This window comes from Salinivibrio sp. VYel1, assembly GCF_009377945.1.
Lineage (GTDB): Bacteria > Pseudomonadota > Gammaproteobacteria > Enterobacterales > Vibrionaceae > Salinivibrio > Salinivibrio siamensis.
Window position 1 is genome coordinate 489,293 of sequence record NZ_RSAM01000001.1, and the last position, 16,232, is coordinate 505,524.

Below are 16,232 nucleotides of genomic sequence, written 5' to 3' on the forward strand. Positions count from 1 at the left end.
GAACGTGATCAACACAGCGGATGGCAAACGATAGACGCAACACGTTTTCACAAAAAAGCCCCGGCTATCTGGTGTTGCACCAAGCTGGGGCTTTTTATCAGAGTAACCGACCAAGAGTCACTCGCTACCTGTGACTTAATCAGCCTCGCTGCATTGTCTGACGCTTTTTCAAAAACGTTAACCAGCTCTCTACCGCCTCATCAGGGGCAATCTTTTTAGCAATGCGTGCTTGCTCAAGGGCCTGGTCAAACTGCTTCAGTTTGTAGTAGGCGCGCACTTTTGTCAGCGCTATCTCTTTAGCAGATGCCCCTTTACCCGCTTTATCAAGCGAAGTAAGTGCTTGCTGATAGTCGCCTTGCTGAATTTGCATTAACGCCAATTGCCAATGGTACTGACGGTCTTTTTGTGCGGCTAAACGCCAAGCTGAAACCGCTTGAGGCCATTCTCGCGCTTGCTGCCATAAGCTTGCTTGCTGCGCGAGCGTTTGCGCATCTTGCTCGTTCTCAGGCAAGCGTTTGAGCCACTTCGCTGCCCGCTCGGGGACGCCGACATTGGCATACAACTGCGCCACCGTGCGCTGCTCACTCGGTTCAAGCGCTATCCCTTTTCGCTTGGCGAGCAAATAGGTGCTGATCGCCTCTTTTGGCTGCTCCAAGCGCACATAGTTGGCCGCCAATTGGCGCCACCATTGCTTATTGTCAGGCTCGAGCTTCAACAATGCTTTAAGCGTCGGTGTCGCCCCGCGCCATTGTTCAAGTTGTAGCTGCGCTCCCAACTTCAATGACAGCGCTGACACGCTGGCGCTATTTTTTACTACGCCCTGATACGCCGGATAGGCGTTTAATACCTGGCTCCATTGTTCACGCTGATAGTGCGCCTGCATAATCCGCAGCCATACGTCTTCCGCTTGATCCGATTTCTCTTTGGGAACCGAACGCGCCAGCGGATAGTAGTATTGAAGTGCAGCGGCATATTGACCATCAATCAACAATAAATCAGCGAGCATACGCTTGGTTTGCCAGGCTTGCGCATCTTGCAACTGTTCACTGTCAACCGCACGTTGAATATGGACGATCGCCTTGTCGTTATTACCATATTGCCAATAGAACACCCCCAACGCGCGATCGACAAACGCTTTATCGTAGGCGCGTTCAGCAGACAGCGCTTCGAGCACGGCAATCGCCTCCCCCAGTTTGGCGTCTTGCTCTAACGTTTGTGCTTTTTCAATCGAGCGTGCCACCGAGGGTGACAGCTGGGCAGCGACTGGCAGCGCGGTGAACAATACTAAGGTAACAATGAGTCGTTTAAACATTAGCGTAAGTTAAACTCCAGTTTCACCTGTTGACCGGGTTGGGCCACGGCTTCTCCGTTAACCACTTTCGGCTCATATTTCCATTTTCGAAGCGCGCGTAACGCCTCTCGCTCAAAAACACGTGGCGGGTTCGCATCGACCACCGTCAAATCTTGTGGACGTCCCGAGGGGCTAATGGTAAAGCTCACCACCACAAATCCCTCTAGGCCACGGCGCATGGCGCGTGGTGGATAGTTGGGCTCGACCCGAAATAGCGGCATCGCCTGCTGATTGTTCGGCCCAGTGCTGACATTTAAATCGCCTAGCGACGGGGCTTGCACCATCACCCCTTGAATATTGCTTTGCACATTCAAGTTAGGCATATCCGGTTGTGGCGCCGCGCTGGATTGTGTCTGCGTTTGCGTGACCGGCGTCGGTGGATCGGGCACCTCAGGCGGTGTCGGGCGCTCCGGCACACTGCGTTGGCGGCGTTGTACCTCGGTATCCGGCTCTTGCATGAAAATATCAATGCTTACCGAGGAAGGCGTCTCCTGAGGTCGCTGAGACGACTGTCCGACCATCAACGCCATCAACATAAACAGGCCAAGCGTAAAGACCAACGCCGCCGGCAATGAGATTAGCCATCGCTTCATTACGGCGACTCCGTGGCCAACGCAATGCTACCAATGCCGGCACCTTTCGCCGCGTCCATCACTTCAACCACGGTGCCATTGTAGGCCAGCTCATCGGCTTGAATCACCAGCGAAGCGTCAGGCTTATCGAGCAACAGGTGTTCAAGGGTCGCTTCCACACGTTCCACATCGACAAGACGCTTATCAATGTACACCTCATTCGAGGCGGTGACCGCGACAAAAATACCCGCCTCTTTTTGGCTGGTTGAGTGGCTGGCTTCCGGACGGTTTACTTCCACGCCAGACTCGCGCACAAACGAGCTAGTGACGATAAAAAAGATCAGCATGATGAACACAATGTCCAACATGGAGGTTAAATCAACCTGCGCTTCCTCGCGCTGTCTTTGGGCTCGAATCAATCGCATTACTGACTCCGAAGCGCCTGCTCCAGCGCGACTTCACGACGCTGACAGGCTTTAACTAAACGGGCATGGGCAAACATACCGGCCAAGGCAGCCACCATACCTGCCATGGTGGGTAAGGTGGCCATTGAAATACCTGAGGCCATTAAACGGGGCTCACTGGTGCCTTGACTGGCCATGACATCAAACACAGAAATCATCCCCGTGACCGTGCCTAACAGCCCCAACATCGGACAAATCGCCACCAAGGCTTTAATAAAGCCAAGATAACGGCCGAGATCCTGTTGGGCTTGAAACAACCAGCCTTGGCGAATGGCGCGTGCATGCCAAGAATGGTGATCGGTACGCGCTTGCCACGCCGCAACCCACGCGCGACGTTGTGCGGGGAACCGTGAATACAGGTATAGCAGGCGTTCAATCACCAACACCCAGCACACCAATACCACCACACCGAGCCACCAAAGCACGGGCCCACCTTGCGCCATAAAATGACGCAAGGTGCTCCAAATATCTTGCTGGCCAAGCTGTGAGAATAACTCGACGTCTGTCATGCCGCTTGTCCGGTTTCCGCTCGCTGATCACTGTTTTCAGCTTGTTCAGCCACCAAACTAATGCTTTGCTTTTCCAGCATGCCGCGAATGTGATCAGCTTGCCCACTGAGGATGTTATGCGCCAGCAGTAGCGGAATGGCCGCAATCAAACCAAGCACTGTGGTCACCAACGCCATCGAGATGCCATCCGCCATCACTTTCGGGTCGCCATTGCCAAACTGGGTGATCACTTGGAAAGTTTCTATCATCCCGGTCACCGTCCCCAGCAAGCCGAGCATCGGTGCTAACGCGGCAAGCAGTTTTAGCATCGAAAGGCCTTTTTCGCAGCCTTGTTGCTCATCCACCACCGCTTCCAATAAACGCAGCTCCAGTGATTCCACATCACGCTTTGGTGCATCATGATAGACCTTTAGCACACGGCCAAGCGGATTATCCTCTGGCGACTCAGGATGTTTAAGCTGGCGATGCATTTTGGCGTGAATCGAGAGCAAGACAGCACCGCGATAAAGAGCAATTAACAAGCCGACAGTCAATAAGGCCGCGATCACTTTGGCGACGAAGCCACCCTGCGCAAAGCGGTCGCTCAAGCTTGGCGCATTTTCAAGCTGTCCGAGTAAAAAGCCCCGTGATGGATCGACAAGCACGGTCTCACCCACGTTGCCGATGGCTTGTTCAAGCTTTGCGGATGTTAACGTGTCATCCGGTTGGGCGCGGTAGGGAACGGCCACTTGTCGTGCCGATTGCCAGTTTAAATACCCTTGCTCATTCACCAAGCCTAGGTTACCCACTCGCACCACCGACTGTTCCGCCGACACACCTTGCGCATTCACCACAGGTAAAGAAAGGGCTTGCAGCTCGCCACTGGTTTGCATTTGCGTGAGCATGCCCTGCCACAGGCTATTAAGCTGCTTGAGCGAGGGTAAAGTATCGGCGGCAACAATATCCGCCACCGTTTGATTAAACGCAGGTTGAGTGATCGCCACATAGCTCGACGTCCCGTCGGTCTGAATGGTTTTACTTGCCTGGCGCACCACACCAAACAGCTCACCCAAACTGCCCGACTCTAAACGCAGCTTATCTTCTAACGACGCCAGTTGTTGCTCGTTATCGCTGAAGGTGTCACTGAGCTTCTCGGTTTCCGCCTCTAACGCGTTGCGCGTGGCTTTGAGCTGATTGAGCTTCTCACGTAGCTCACGCTCGGTCATCGCGAATTGTGCTTCTCGCGCTTGGTTATGCTCACTCGCCTGTTGATGCGCCTGTTGGGTTTGACCAACAAGATCATCAGCGTGGGTAAAAGGCGCAACGACGACAAAACAGATTGCGGCAATCAGGGTTTTCCAGCTCATGATTTCACCCCTTGGTTGGCACTCAAAGGCAGAGATAACAATGACGGTGCCATTTGCTTTTGCGCCACCGCAAAGGCCTTATCCACCGCTTCCGCGACACTCGCATCCAACGCGACCCACTGATCATCGCGGGCACTCCACAGCCAATACTGCTTACCATCTAAGCTACGCGCCACCAGCGACATACGGCCCAGATGGAGGACATCGACCTGGTGATCTCGACCATTGAGCACAACGGTATCTTGATAGGCATCAAGCTTGCTGCCATAGTCTCGCTCAATCTGGTATGCCTCGAGAATACGACGGAATTTCTCCGAGTCCGCCACATCGGCACGGGTCATCATGGCTTTCAGTTTTTGTAAACGGGCTTGGCGTTGATCGGCTTTGAGAGGAATATCCTCGGCAAGCCACTGCTCGAGCCCACCCAACATGCGATACATTAAAGGCACGATGCCTTGGCGAGTGTCTTTAATCTCGTCGATTTGATTCCGCAGGCTGGTCGCCTCTTTATCCTGATTGACCACCAAGTTTTGCAAGTGATCGCGATAGATTTCCAGGTTACTGATCTGCGCTTGTAGCTGCTCAATTTCTTGGCGCATGGCCAAGCTGCTATCAGAATGACGATTAATCCGTGACTGTGACTGCGCGGCCTCTTGGGTAGTGTTCCCCTCAATCGCTTGCGCCTTTTCGAGTTGATCCGCACTCACTGCTGGGGTCAGCGCCAAACAGGACGCAACGCCTAGCGCGAGCCGAAATGAAGACAATTTTATCATGGTGATATCTGCAAACATGCTTTGATGATGTGGCTTTGCCACAAATAAAAGTGAGAATAGTTTCTATTTGCGTGCAATGTACCGAGTTTAGCGACAAAAATCTAGCCTAGCAGGTCCAGTGGTGCGGGAATATTACTCATATCAAGTCACGATAAGCTGACAGTGCTATAAAGCGGGATAGTGCATTTCATCACGATGGTCTGCGCCGATGTGACAATGACTCACTAACGTCAGTTTACTCGTTCCCACTTGTTATCTCACTGGCTACAGCGATCCAGTGGATTACGCAATGGCCGGTGCCGTGGTACTGGTTTACATTGCGCTGTCGCACTTAACCGGCGACGGCCATGTCCACTCACTCAGTCGCTAAAGGTGGCGTCGGGCACACTGGTGACCGAGCAGTGATAGAACATAACCTGAAAAATACAGATAGCATAATGACTTACCCTTCACCTAAAAAAGGCTTTGAGGTACAGATGAACATTGCGACCACAATCAAGAGCATGCTGGCACCTGTTTGGGAGCAAGAAGGCGAGCTTTTAGATAAGGTTGTCGACCTTACTGATTACGATGCCGTCAACCAAGCTATTCCCGACGACACACTACCAATTGAAGAAGTGTTTGCCGAAGATGAGTTAGAAGAGGTATACCTAAACTTTGTCCCTTATCTCGATAACGAAGCGATCCTTCCGTTTATGGGCAGCTACGGTAACGCTGTATTTTGTCTCGGCATTGGCGAAGAGAGCCAAGGGTACGTCTACTATTTTGATCTTGATTTTGGCCTACACCTCCTCACCAAGGAAGGCCTAACCACCTTTGTTTGCTCGTTGAAAGACGCGTAATGGCAAGTCGATAAAAGGCATAACTTACGTAAGAGATGCGTGTAAAAATGAAAAAATCATCAAAAAATACACGCTAGAGGTCATTATCCTTGGCTTAATGCTAAGGGCAGCGATTTAGCTTATTGTGTAGGGGGTAAAGTCTAGTGATGCTAGGAACGGCTCGTGCGCTTTGGGGAGATCTAATAAGTTATGCATCATTTCAATGGCATACTCTTGGCCGGTACCGCGCTTGGGGGAACACCGTAACGCAGAACTGCCCCAATATGAGCTAGCCAGACAAAATTGACCGATTCCTTTTGTCAGTTCTTGACCTACTTTTTTCAATGGCAGATTATGAGTCTAGTTAAGCAATCAAGACTATACATACATGTTCTGCAATTTGTGATTGCAAGGAAAAATAAGACCTATAGAACAGTATGTTGCTGCTATCGTGTCTGTATTTTCTAAAAAATATTATAAAGACAATGTCTACTTTAAAGACACTGTTAAAAATCAAGGGTGGAATTTTGTGGATTTGGTACTTAAATCAGGAACATCAATAGCAAGTTCACTTGCTAAGTCATTTGCTTCAAATGTTATAGAAAGATGGACTAAGCACCGAGCGGAGAAGTTTTTTGAAGAATTTCAAGCAAAAATTATTGAATGTAGATTATTAGGTGATAATCAAGTTGAAATAGCACAAGAAATAGACTCTATTATTTCCACTGAAATAGGAAGTGAGGTTGTATTCGATGCCTATCGAAGTGTTAGCTTATCAAAATCAAAGATCATAGGGCCAAGAATTATTGGTTTTCTAACGGCAGAGATTTGTTTAGAAAAGCGGCTTTCTGACGAATTTGAAGAATTATTCTTTTCTGTGGCTGAATCATTAAGTGATGTTGAAATAATAAATATTGCGAGTGTTATAGAAAGTTGGATCGAATTATCTCATGCAGAAAAAAAGAAAGGTTATCTAACCCATACTTCATATATAGAAAGAGATGAGTTAGTTTATGTATTAGAACACCAAGAATCAGATACAACATCCGGTAATTCAAATGAAATTGATTTAAATATTGGGAACCTTGATTTTGAGTTTTGTTCTGGATTAGAAAAATTTAAGAGTTTAGGCTTGCTAATTCCTCGTGTAATACAATCATCGTACAGCTTTAAAGAAGATAGTGAACGGCATATTGATTATGATGGTACGATTCAAGTTACGATAAAGACACTAGTTTTTCCTTTAATGTATAGACGAATAATTAGCCTGATGTCAGAAATGTCAGATGGCGTTGAGTTTTAAAAAGACGTTCCAATTGACCTCATCCTGTCACGATTTTTGATTCTCAAAATATCGCGCCAGCACTCGGGAAATGAACTTTGCGTTATATTTATACTGGAGTTTCTATGGTTACAGCTAGTGTCAAAACAGAGTCGCGTCCTGCATATGATAATTTTCGTATTGCTACAAACTGTTTAGAGCTTGCTAGGCGCTCCAGTGAGGATTGGGAGGTAGAGCATCATTCAATAACTGGGATTGCTTTTGTAGCATTTTCTATTGAAGCGATGTTAAACCATTATGGACGTATACTTATAGAAAACTGGGATGAGATAAAAGAGTGTCGAAAACAGTCGCACAGACGATTATTTAAAGCCGCGAATCTTCCTTCGTATCTCGGCACAACAGAATACCAAATCGCTAAGCAATGCTTTGATCTACGAGATTCGCTCGCCCACGGTAAAACGAAGCACGAAACGGTTGATCTAGAACTGCCTGATGGTTTGGATGATAGAGCTAAGTTGGCTCATATGCTCAAAGTCAGAACAGAACCTTTTAGGCGTGCTAACTATGAATTGCTCAAGATGTTTATAGAAACAACGATAAAAATTGAAAAAGACATTGAGGAACATGGATATTACCCTAATCAAGACCATATCGAAGAGGGCTTGCGTGAAAAACTGCAAGAATCCCCTTTAAATGTGTCAGGTGTTCGATACTTATAAATATAGAAAATGATCGAGGTATCAACATACTTTTCCTAATCCAATAGGAACGTTCTAAAGCATTAGATCTAACGAGTTTCTGTCCAAAACTAAGTTATGTCGAAATGAGCGCCATATACCAAAGCATTGAGATTTTGATTCAATACCCCGCATAACTTACGTAAGTTATGCGGGGTATTTCGTTTACGCAACAATCATAACTGCGTGGCCAAGCCGGTTTATGTATTCCCACGCCGGCGCGTGGGAACGAGTTAATCTGCTAACTGCGAGAACTTGATGATCTCGTGAGATTGCTCAAGGGTGTGCGCGAGGTGTTGGATATGGGCGGGGGTGATTTCGCAGCAGCCGCCGACGACGAGGGCACCGTCGGCAATCCACTGTTGTACGCGTTCGGTGTGGACTAAGGGGGAGAGATCTTCCCGCGCTTGCAGGGCATCGGCTTTGCTGCCTTTGGCCATGTCTTCTACCGATTTAAACGCGTTGGCATAGCCGCCCACAGTGTCGGCTTGGGTCGCCATCTTTGGCATCGCCGTGGTAAGCACTTCTGGGTCGCAGCAATTGAGCATCACTGCTGTCGGTGCATATTCAGTGACCGCGAGCATGGCTTGTTCTAGCGACTCGCCAGAGCGGAGTGCGCCATTAGGCTCCAACCGAAACGCAACCCCAAACGGTTTACCTTGCTCACGGGCGGCGGCGCACGCTGCACGAGCTTCAAGGGTGTTGGTCATGGTTTCGATTAAAAACACATCCACGTGAGGTTGCAAGCGGGCGATGTGCGAAAATTCCGCTTTCATGTCTTCAAAGCTGCGTTGCGGCTGACCGAGATAACTGCCCACCAGCGGCGGCAAACAGCCGGCAATATCAACATCGGCGCTTGTCTCATCCACCGCTTGCTGCAGCGCTTCGAAGGCTTTTTGGTAAATAATGTCTATTTTATCGCTCAATCCCGCTTTGGCCAGACGCGTGGGGGTCGCTGGGTAGGTATTCAGGGTATGCGTTTTCGCACCGGCACGAATAAAGTCTTTGTGCACGTCTTTGACAATATTGGCATGTTTTAACATCACCGCGACCGACCAAAGCTTCGAGCTCACATCCGGCCCACGTTGATAAATTTCTTGTCCTAGGCCGCCATCGAGTAACGCTATCGATGTCATGGTAACTTCAGCCTCCTTCGGCCATTTATCCTTGGTTTAGTTTGAGGTTACCATGTGCTTATCGATTTAACACCCCGTTGTTACGCTACCTCTTCACTGCCCTCAATCGCGAGATGTTCAAGCTTATCAATCACCGTCATACTGGCGCTTTCCATCTCTTTTAATGCAGTGACCATTTGCTCGGGTTGCTGAGCATGAAACGCTGCCACCGCTGCTTTCGCGTGGGTATGCACTTGCTCGTGAGGCGCGGCAATGGCTTTAAACGTTTGCAACTGCGCGAAATATTGCTGGCCTTCACCCTGTTCATACCATTGGCCGAGACGGCATTGGGTGTGATCGGTGACATCGTCCGCGGTCATGCTGTCTTCACCCAGCACGACGCGGTATATCGCAAATTTAAAGCTAATATGGTCAAGTTTCGCCAGTTCACAAAAAGCACGCAGCGCAGAGGCTTTAATAGTGGTACGGCTATGCTGTGCTTGCTCACTCTGCGTGGCCATCGCATCGGCCACCTGTTGGCCTTGCTCGCTATATTCAATCGCGTCACTGGCAAGCTGATCGGTGAGTGTGCAAGCATGCCCACTCCCAGCGCGAATCTTCTCGACCAGCTGGGTGATATCTTGCGTGGCACTGGCGGTGCGTTCCGATAAGCTACGCACTTCATCGGCAACCACCGCAAACCCTCGACCCTGCTCACCGGCACGTGCCGCTTCAATCGCTGCGTTTAACGCTAAAAGATTGGTTTGATCGGCGACATCGCGAATCAACTTCACAATACCGCTCACCTCTTGGGCATGCTGGTCGAGCGCACGAATTGCTTCTGACGATTGCTGACATTGCGCGGATAACGACTGCACATGACGCGCAAGATCATTGACTTGTTCGGCACATGACGCCGCCTGATGGCTCACGTCCGTTACCCGTTCTTTTTCACCGTTGATGGTGTCTGCCAAGGTGGCCAGAGACGATTGCGTCGCATTGATTGAGTCACCGAAGTGGCACAAGTTGGCGTCGATGGCTTTTCCCGTTTGGCGTTTTTTCTCTACGGTGGCTAACTCTGCCTGCAATGCCTCTTTCTCTGCATTCAGCGCGTCGATGGTATGGTTAATCTGCTCAATTTTTTGCTGCAGAGCGACTTGTTTTTGCTGCTCTTGTTCTAATTGACGACGAGATATAAACACGCTGACTCCTCATTAAGTAATTAAGCTTCCTACAATATTTTAGCGGTTTATCTCACTGATGTATGATTATCCAAGCAAAGTGTGATCGCATTGACGCAAGGAGCTGATTTACACTGTAAACCTGACGCAAATCACTTCATACTGCGATCACTGTAAATAATGAGCGAACATTTATGACCTTTTGGTTGCTTTTTAAACGTTGGATTATCAGCCACTTCGCGCATTTAAACGGGCGTATTTTGGGGTTGGTGGTACTCGCCTATGGCGGGATTGGCTGGCTACTTTTACACGGCGCCGGTGAAACTGAGATGACCCAGTCACTCGGCCGCTATGTCTATTACTTGATGGTCACCGCGTCCACTGTCGGCTATGGCGATTATTCGCCCGCAACAGAAGCAGGACAGTGGATTACCGCCTTTTGGATTATTCCCGGTGGGCTAGGGCTGTTCGCCGTTGTGATTGGGCATGTGACCAGTGCGTTGGTCGATTATTGGCGACGTGGATTACAAGGAAAACGGAGTCTTACTGTGAAAAATCATATTCTGGTGTTGGGCTGGAATGGTCAACGCACCATTCAGCTCATTCGTCTACTACAAAGCGGTGTGCATGGCGATCGTCCGATTGTGCTTTGCGTACGTCCCGAAATGGAAAATCCGCTCCCCGGCGAGGTGGAATTTGTACGCGTCACCAGCTTTACCGATGCAGAGGGGATTGCGCGTGCGGGGATTGATAGTGCTTCGAGCATTATTATCGACAACCCAGAAGACGATATCACCCTATCAGCGGCCCTGTTCTGCGCGCATAAAAATCCGTCAGCGCATCTGCTCGCCTACTTTCAAGACGACGCGCTGAGCCAAATACTCAAACAACACTATCCACACGCAGAATGTGTACCGTCTGTTTCCGTAGAAATGCTGGCGAAAGCCGCTGTTGATCCGGGTTCCAGCCAGTTGCATCACGAGTTGTTGAGTACCGCACAAGGGATGACACAGTATTGTGCGCGCTACCCGACTAACGCGAGCACGACGGATGTGGGTACCTTGTTCAATCAGTTAAAGCATGAATACGATACAACCTTAATTGGTATCGACAAAGGTGAGGGCATTACCCTTAACCCCAGCTTGCAAACCGAAGTCGCCCCCGGCGATCGCCTTTTCTATATTGCCGCTGAACGTTTACCGCATTGGTCGGCGGCGTGATTCGGGCACCTTTTATCACACGCGACACTGGCTATTAACCCTTCCGGAGCAGTCCGCCGCCGCCAAGACGGAGGCGGCGGACTGGCTTTACGTGCCCTATTCGCGAAAAAACGGTCTATTCGACCACCGAGGTTTCTTGTGCATCAGAATGACACGCTTCGACTGGGTAGGCGTAAAAATGATGCACAGGCCCCGCGCCTCTTCCCACCTTTAACTGCTGACTATGCGCTAAAGCCTCTGTCAAATACTGCTTAGCCGCCCGCCCGGCTTCAACGGGCGTCATTCCCTGCGCGTAATAAGAGGCCATCGCCGCAGACAGTGAACAGCCTGTGCCGTGTGTATTAACGGTTTCAACCCGACGGGCGCTCAGGGTTTGACAGGTATCTTGGCTAATCCACACATCCACGCTTTCAGGGGCGTGATGTAAATGCCCGCCTTTGAGCATCACATACGGGCACCCGAGCCGACGTAGGGCTGGAACTAACGCATGCATTTGCTCAATGGAGGTGGGAACAGGCTGACCGGTTAATCGCGCCGCCTCAGGCAGGTTGGGGGTGAGCACGGTTGCTCGCGGGATCAGCGCTTCAATCAGCGCTGTCATGGCGTGTTCATCCAACAAAGGATCGCCGCTGGTGGCTACCATCACGGGATCTAAAATCACCGGTAAGTGAGGCGATCGCGCCAGCACGGCGGCCACTTCGCGAATAACCGCTTGGTTGGCGAGCATACCAATTTTCACTGCACGCACCGGCATATCGTACAAGACGGCCTCTAACTGGGCACGGACAAAACCAGGATCAACCGCCGAGACGGCCTCAACGCCACAGGTGTTTTGCGCGGTTAACGCGGTGATCACCGAGCACGCATAACCGCCGGTGGCTGAAATCGCTTTGATATCGGCTTGAATGCCAGCACCGCCACCGCTGTCTGAGCCGGCGATGGTAAGAATAACAGGTGGAGATAGGTTCATAATGGCCCCTTAATCATCAGGGGCGGAAGGAGACAAAGCGAGCCAGAATGCGCCACTTCGTGTGCTGAACGTGTCAGTTCCCTCCGCCAGTGCTAACTGGATCAGGTTCTACGGGTCCTGCTTTCGCAGTCTCAGCAATCACTTGCTCCCCGACTAACACGGTCAGAATATAAACCTTAATGATAAAGCGCAAGTCTGATGTTTCTGATGGCGCGTTTACACATTCTCGTAATGGTTAATGGTCGTATTGCCTTGTTGGGCGGTTTTAAGCAGTTGTTCGAATCCATCTTGGATAAGCGGCCGCGCATATAAAAACCCCTGCACTTGGTCGCAGCCAATTGTCTGTAGCACCTGCTGCTGGCTGACTTCTTCCACCCCTTCGGCAACCACGCCATGACCAAAGCCATGGGCTAACTCAATCACGCTACCCACCAAGTGTTTGTCACTGGCGTTGGTGGCCAAATCTTGAATAAAACTGCGGTCGAGTTTAACCCAGTCTACTGGCAGTTGCTTAAGGTAACTTAACGAGCTGTAACCGGTGCCAAAGTCATCCAACGCGATATGCATCCCGGCATCCCGCAGCTGTTGTAGCTCGCGCAATGCCACCGAGATTTGCTGAATCAGTGCCGATTCCGTGACTTCCAATTGAATAATCGCCGGCGGCGTGTTTGTCGCATGGCAGCGAGCCAGCACACTCTCGGCAAAACCATGCCGGAGTTGCTGGGCAGAGACATTGATTGACAGATGAAAGTGCTCATCAGTCAGGCCCTGTACGCGCCATTGCGCCACCGCCTCCAGTGCCATCGCCAGTACTTTATCGCCAAGTTGCATCATATCGGCGCTGCGCTCGGCAATGGGAATAAATTCGGCGGGACTTATCGCCCCTAGGGCTGGATGCTGCCAACGCAGTAGTGCTTCTGCGCCCACCAGCAGGCCCCCATCAAGCCGCCATTTAGGTTGATAGACCAAGGAGAGATGATTGCTTTGCAAGGCCGGGCCTAGCTCAGTACGGATCAAGTGCTCTCGCTGCGCTTTACTGTCTAGCTCGGGCTGATACTCACCGACAGCCTGATCATCGGTCGGAATAGCCAGGATCGCTTGGCGAAACAACTGCGGCACATCGGCGCTTTCCGAGTCAGCACGGCTGATCCCTATATGGCAATGCAAGAACATCAGTCGCCCTTCGAGGGTATGATGACCACTGATGAGTCGGTGAATCCTCGCTGCTTTTTTCACCGCCTCTTCTCCGTCTCCCTCTATCAGCATCACCAGTCTCGAGCTGTCCCAAACCCCCACTCGATGCGAGCGCGCCACCGCACTGTTCGCCAGCAGCTCAGCAATGTGCTTATACAGGGCTTCGGTCATTAAATGCCCTTGATGCTGCGTCACCGCTTCCATCCCATCAAGCGCAATCATCAACACCGTCACCGACCCTCGCATCAATTGTCGCTCCGCTGCATCCAATAAGGCTCGGCGATTGGGGAGACCTGTCAATGGGTGGGTAAGAGAAAGGGCGCGTAAAGTGGCGGTTTGTTTGTTCACCAACATTTGCAAACGCGCAGCTTGGTCACGCTCTTTCAATGTTTTAAGCTGTAACTGCAGTAGGTTGTGAATACGCTGAAGCACTTCGTCATAATCAAACGGCTTGCTGATATAATCTATCGCCCCTCGGCATAGCGCTTGATTACGTAACCCCACATCATTATCCGCAGTGAGCACCATGACGGGTGGACAATGGTCCCCCAATGCTTGGTTCAGATCATCCAGCACCATGAGTCCCGAGCGCCGTGGCATGCGCATATCAAGCAAGATAAGATCGGGCACCGGCGACAAGTGGTCGTGCACAGCACAGGGGTCCGTTAGCCCAATCAGATGCACGTACCCCGCTTGGTCAAGCATCGCGGTGAGTAAGTCAATGTTTTCCGCGCGATCGTCAATGATCAAAATGGTCGCTTGTGATGGTGACTTTATCATTCCCTGTCCTCTAATAACGATTGAATAGCCGCGGCGAGCGCAGTTGACGATACGGGCTGCTGTAGTCGTATGTGTGGTGTGGCGGCGCTGCAATGGGCTTGCCCTTCCGCCCCAAGTATGATCAGCGGTTTATGCTCCATCAGGCACGTCCAATGTGCGGGCATTCGCGCTAAGTCATTACCATGGATGATAAAAAGTGATGGGGCGAGCCTATGTGTCATCGCTTCAGCCAACGAAAAATCGTGCGCATGGTGCAAGGTCAACAGCGGCCAGTCCTCAAAGCAATCAGAGACCAGCCGTTGCTGGTGACTGCCTTGGTCAATATAAAGCACACGGTGTGGCTGAGTGAGGCGTATATTCGCGTCAGAGGCTTCTGCAACCAGGGGCTCAGAGGAGTGTGGCTTCGCGCGATAAGGGAAGGTCACCGAGAAGGCACTGCCCTTGCCCTGTTGACTCGCAACCCTGATCTCACCTTGCATCTGAGTCACCAGTTGATAGGTGACGGCCAGCCCAACCCCCGCGCCTTCTATCAAAGAGTCTTCTGCCACTAAACGGTTAAAGGGCTCGAAAAGGCCGTCGAGCTGGTCGTCGGCAATACCAATGCCTGTATCATTCACCGTCATGGTCAGATTGCCGTGATGCGTGTGCGCATCCACCCAAACCCTGCCTTGTGGATGGTTATATTTCACTGCATTGCTGAGTAAGTTAATTAAGATTTGCTTAAACCGCGTTGGATCCACATAAAGCTCTCCCTCTTGCTCCGCAGGCAAACAATTTTGCAAGCTAACGTTCTGTCGCTCTGCCAGCGGCGATAAGGTTTGAATGGCATCATTGACCAATGCGCTAACAGGGTACCAGGTGAGATGAAGCACTGTTTGTCCGGCCTCTATTTTGGCCAGATCGAGCACGTCATTGATCAGTGCCAGCAAATGTCGCCCACTTTGGTGGATATGATCAACGTACTGGCGCTGATCATCGGCCAGCATCTGAGTGGGAGATTTGAGTAGTAGTTGCGCGTACCCCAGCACACTATTTAAAGGCGTACGTAGCTCGTGACTCATAGCGGATAGGAAGTCACTTTTTGCTTGGTTGGCGCGCTCGGCCTCTTGCATCGCTTGTAATAGCGGTGTGGCATCATACGCCACCGTTACAATCGCGTAAGGCTCTCCGGCAAGATGGTGGATCAGTGTTTTCGCCAACTTAAACGTCCGGCCGTCACGCAAGGTCACATCAATATGTACAGGCTCACCGTCGACCGTTAATTGGTGATCGAGTGCATTGAGGGTATCGCGCATGCCGTCAGGGAGCGCGCGACCAAATGCGTCAGCCAGTTGGCTCACATGATCCGCTCCCACCGCTTGTAAACAGGCTCGGTTTGCCAACGCATATTGGCCACCTAATTCTCTAACAAATACCGGATTACCGATGGCATCGATGATGGTTTTTAGCCGATTTCGCTCGTGCTGAACAGTGGCTTGGGCATGCGTGAGTGCGCTTAAATCCGACATAATGCCGATAAACTCTCGTCGTTCATCGATCCACACTTCGCTCACCGCCAAATGGATTGGGATCAGGCGCCCATCACGGTGCCGCGCGTTCACGCGCCGCCCTGTGCCAATAACATTGGGCTGACCGGTTGCAAGGTAGTTTTCTACGTATTGGCCGTGCTTGCCTCGATGCTCGGGAGGCATTAAACACGCCACATCCTGGCCGATAAGCTGCTGTTGCTCGTAGCCAAGTAGCGTGTGCGTGAAAGGGTTAGCATCAAGGATAATACCTTGGTCATCAATGACTAAAATGGCGGCGGCCGCACTGTCAACCAGCGCTTTGTAGTGAGCCTGCGAGCCGCCCGTGCGCCACCCATCCATGGTAGATTGATCCGTCATCGTGTTCCCGCCTCTAACAAAAACGCCC

The 16,232-nt window shown here is 50.9% G+C and carries 15 protein-coding genes and 1 riboswitch; of the genes, 4 read left to right on the top strand and 11 right to left on the bottom strand.

Annotated features, from left to right (window positions below; translation table 11 throughout):
- Positions 1–139: 139 nt before the first annotated feature.
- The 6 genes from EHW58_RS02145 to EHW58_RS02170 are packed head-to-tail and all read right to left on the bottom strand — an operon-like array spanning position 140 to position 5,006.
- Positions 140–1,312 carry a lipopolysaccharide assembly protein LapB gene (locus tag EHW58_RS02145; RefSeq protein ID WP_077638399.1) on the bottom strand — a complete coding sequence of 391 codons (1,173 nt, stop codon included), beginning with the start codon at positions 1,310–1,312 and terminating at the stop codon, positions 140–142.
- On the bottom strand, positions 1,312–1,944 hold the full coding sequence (locus EHW58_RS02150) for an energy transducer TonB (RefSeq protein ID WP_046075610.1): 633 nt from the start codon (positions 1,942–1,944) through the stop codon (positions 1,312–1,314). Before EHW58_RS02150 ends, EHW58_RS02145 begins: the two co-directional genes overlap by 1 nt.
- Entirely contained in the window at positions 1,944–2,348 is a 405-nt protein-coding gene (locus tag EHW58_RS02155; RefSeq protein ID WP_152794373.1) for a biopolymer transporter ExbD, read from the bottom strand. The genes EHW58_RS02150 and EHW58_RS02155 overlap by 1 nt, the downstream gene beginning before the upstream one ends.
- The gene (locus EHW58_RS02160) at positions 2,348–2,896 is read right to left on the bottom strand and encodes a MotA/TolQ/ExbB proton channel family protein (RefSeq protein WP_152794375.1); all 549 of its coding nucleotides are present in this window, start codon (positions 2,894–2,896) and stop codon (positions 2,348–2,350) included. The genes EHW58_RS02155 and EHW58_RS02160 overlap by 1 nt, the downstream gene beginning before the upstream one ends.
- On the bottom strand, positions 2,893–4,242 hold the full coding sequence (locus EHW58_RS02165; RefSeq protein WP_152794377.1) for a MotA/TolQ/ExbB proton channel family protein: 1,350 nt from the start codon (positions 4,240–4,242) through the stop codon (positions 2,893–2,895). Before EHW58_RS02165 ends, EHW58_RS02160 begins: the two co-directional genes overlap by 4 nt.
- Complete coding sequence (locus EHW58_RS02170) at positions 4,239–5,006, bottom strand: DUF3450 domain-containing protein (protein WP_172969929.1); 768 nt, start codon at positions 5,004–5,006, stop codon at positions 4,239–4,241. The genes EHW58_RS02165 and EHW58_RS02170 overlap by 4 nt, the downstream gene beginning before the upstream one ends.
- A gap of 446 nt (positions 5,007–5,452) precedes the next feature.
- On the opposite strand from EHW58_RS02170, the gene EHW58_RS02175 reads away from it, so the two are divergent.
- The 3 genes from EHW58_RS02175 to EHW58_RS02185 all read left to right on the top strand — a co-directional run bounded on the left by EHW58_RS02175 (position 5,453) and on the right by EHW58_RS02185 (position 7,840).
- Positions 5,453–5,857: a hypothetical protein gene (locus tag EHW58_RS02175; RefSeq protein WP_152794381.1), complete on the top strand. Its 405-nt coding sequence runs from the start codon at positions 5,453–5,455 to the stop codon at positions 5,855–5,857.
- 385 nt (positions 5,858–6,242) lie between these two features.
- Positions 6,243–7,139, top strand: coding sequence for a hypothetical protein (locus EHW58_RS02180; RefSeq protein WP_227986264.1), 897 nt, complete (start codon positions 6,243–6,245; stop codon positions 7,137–7,139).
- A 104-nt stretch (positions 7,140–7,243) separates the two neighbouring features.
- Positions 7,244–7,840 (top strand): hypothetical protein, encoded by a 597-nt coding sequence (locus EHW58_RS02185; RefSeq protein ID WP_152794383.1) that lies wholly within the window; start codon positions 7,244–7,246, stop codon positions 7,838–7,840.
- A gap of 251 nt (positions 7,841–8,091) precedes the next feature.
- On the opposite strand, the gene EHW58_RS02190 is transcribed toward EHW58_RS02185, so the two are convergent.
- On the bottom strand, positions 8,092–8,994 hold the full coding sequence (locus EHW58_RS02190) for a homocysteine S-methyltransferase family protein (RefSeq protein ID WP_152794385.1): 903 nt from the start codon (positions 8,992–8,994) through the stop codon (positions 8,092–8,094).
- 80 nt (positions 8,995–9,074) lie between these two features.
- Entirely contained in the window at positions 9,075–10,175 is a 1,101-nt protein-coding gene (locus EHW58_RS15945) for a methyl-accepting chemotaxis protein (RefSeq protein WP_152794387.1), read from the bottom strand.
- Positions 10,176–10,348: 173 nt separating this feature from the next.
- Here EHW58_RS15945 and EHW58_RS02200 point away from each other — a divergent pair, with 173 nt between their 5' ends.
- A complete protein-coding gene (locus EHW58_RS02200) occupies positions 10,349–11,374 on the top strand; it encodes a potassium channel family protein (protein WP_046075602.1) in 1,026 nt (341 codons plus the stop codon).
- Positions 11,375–11,489: 115 nt separating this feature from the next.
- Here EHW58_RS02200 and thiD read toward each other — a convergent pair whose 3' ends face one another.
- The 3 genes from thiD to EHW58_RS02215 all read right to left on the bottom strand — a co-directional run bounded on the left by thiD (position 11,490) and on the right by EHW58_RS02215 (position 16,204).
- The gene (thiD, locus tag EHW58_RS02205) at positions 11,490–12,344 is read right to left on the bottom strand and encodes a bifunctional hydroxymethylpyrimidine kinase/phosphomethylpyrimidine kinase (protein ID WP_152794389.1); all 855 of its coding nucleotides are present in this window, start codon (positions 12,342–12,344) and stop codon (positions 11,490–11,492) included.
- Positions 12,345–12,405: 61 nt separating this feature from the next.
- Positions 12,406–12,506: riboswitch (TPP riboswitch) on the bottom strand.
- 54 nt (positions 12,507–12,560) lie between these two features.
- The gene (locus tag EHW58_RS02210) at positions 12,561–14,318 is read right to left on the bottom strand and encodes a bifunctional diguanylate cyclase/phosphodiesterase (protein ID WP_152794391.1); all 1,758 of its coding nucleotides are present in this window, start codon (positions 14,316–14,318) and stop codon (positions 12,561–12,563) included.
- Entirely contained in the window at positions 14,315–16,204 is a 1,890-nt protein-coding gene (locus EHW58_RS02215) for a PAS domain S-box protein (protein WP_152794393.1), read from the bottom strand. Before EHW58_RS02215 ends, EHW58_RS02210 begins: the two co-directional genes overlap by 4 nt.
- Between the last annotated feature and the right edge of the window lie 28 nt (positions 16,205–16,232).

Bases quoted from the DNA above. Each gene is read 5' to 3' on its own strand.
- thiD (WP_152794389.1), bottom strand. From the start codon at position 12,344: ATGAACCTATCTCCACCTGTTATTCTTACCATCGCCGGCTCAGACAGC.
- EHW58_RS02190 (WP_152794385.1), bottom strand. From the start codon at position 8,994: ATGACATCGATAGCGTTACTCGATGGCGGCCTAGGACAAGAAATTTAT.
- EHW58_RS02215 (WP_152794393.1), bottom strand. From the start codon at position 16,204: ATGACGGATCAATCTACCATGGATGGGTGGCGCACGGGCGGCTCGCAG.
- EHW58_RS02200 (WP_046075602.1), top strand. From the start codon at position 10,349: ATGACCTTTTGGTTGCTTTTTAAACGTTGGATTATCAGCCACTTCGCG.
- EHW58_RS02210 (WP_152794391.1), bottom strand. From the start codon at position 14,318: ATGATAAAGTCACCATCACAAGCGACCATTTTGATCATTGACGATCGC.
- EHW58_RS02165 (WP_152794377.1), bottom strand. From the start codon at position 4,242: ATGAGCTGGAAAACCCTGATTGCCGCAATCTGTTTTGTCGTCGTTGCG.
- EHW58_RS02175 (WP_152794381.1), top strand. From the start codon at position 5,453: ATGACTTACCCTTCACCTAAAAAAGGCTTTGAGGTACAGATGAACATT.
- EHW58_RS02160 (WP_152794375.1), bottom strand. From the start codon at position 2,896: ATGACAGACGTCGAGTTATTCTCACAGCTTGGCCAGCAAGATATTTGG.
- EHW58_RS02145 (WP_077638399.1), bottom strand. From the start codon at position 1,312: ATGTTTAAACGACTCATTGTTACCTTAGTATTGTTCACCGCGCTGCCA.
- EHW58_RS02185 (WP_152794383.1), top strand. From the start codon at position 7,244: ATGGTTACAGCTAGTGTCAAAACAGAGTCGCGTCCTGCATATGATAAT.
- EHW58_RS02155 (WP_152794373.1), bottom strand. From the start codon at position 2,348: ATGCGATTGATTCGAGCCCAAAGACAGCGCGAGGAAGCGCAGGTTGAT.
- EHW58_RS02150 (WP_046075610.1), bottom strand. From the start codon at position 1,944: ATGAAGCGATGGCTAATCTCATTGCCGGCGGCGTTGGTCTTTACGCTT.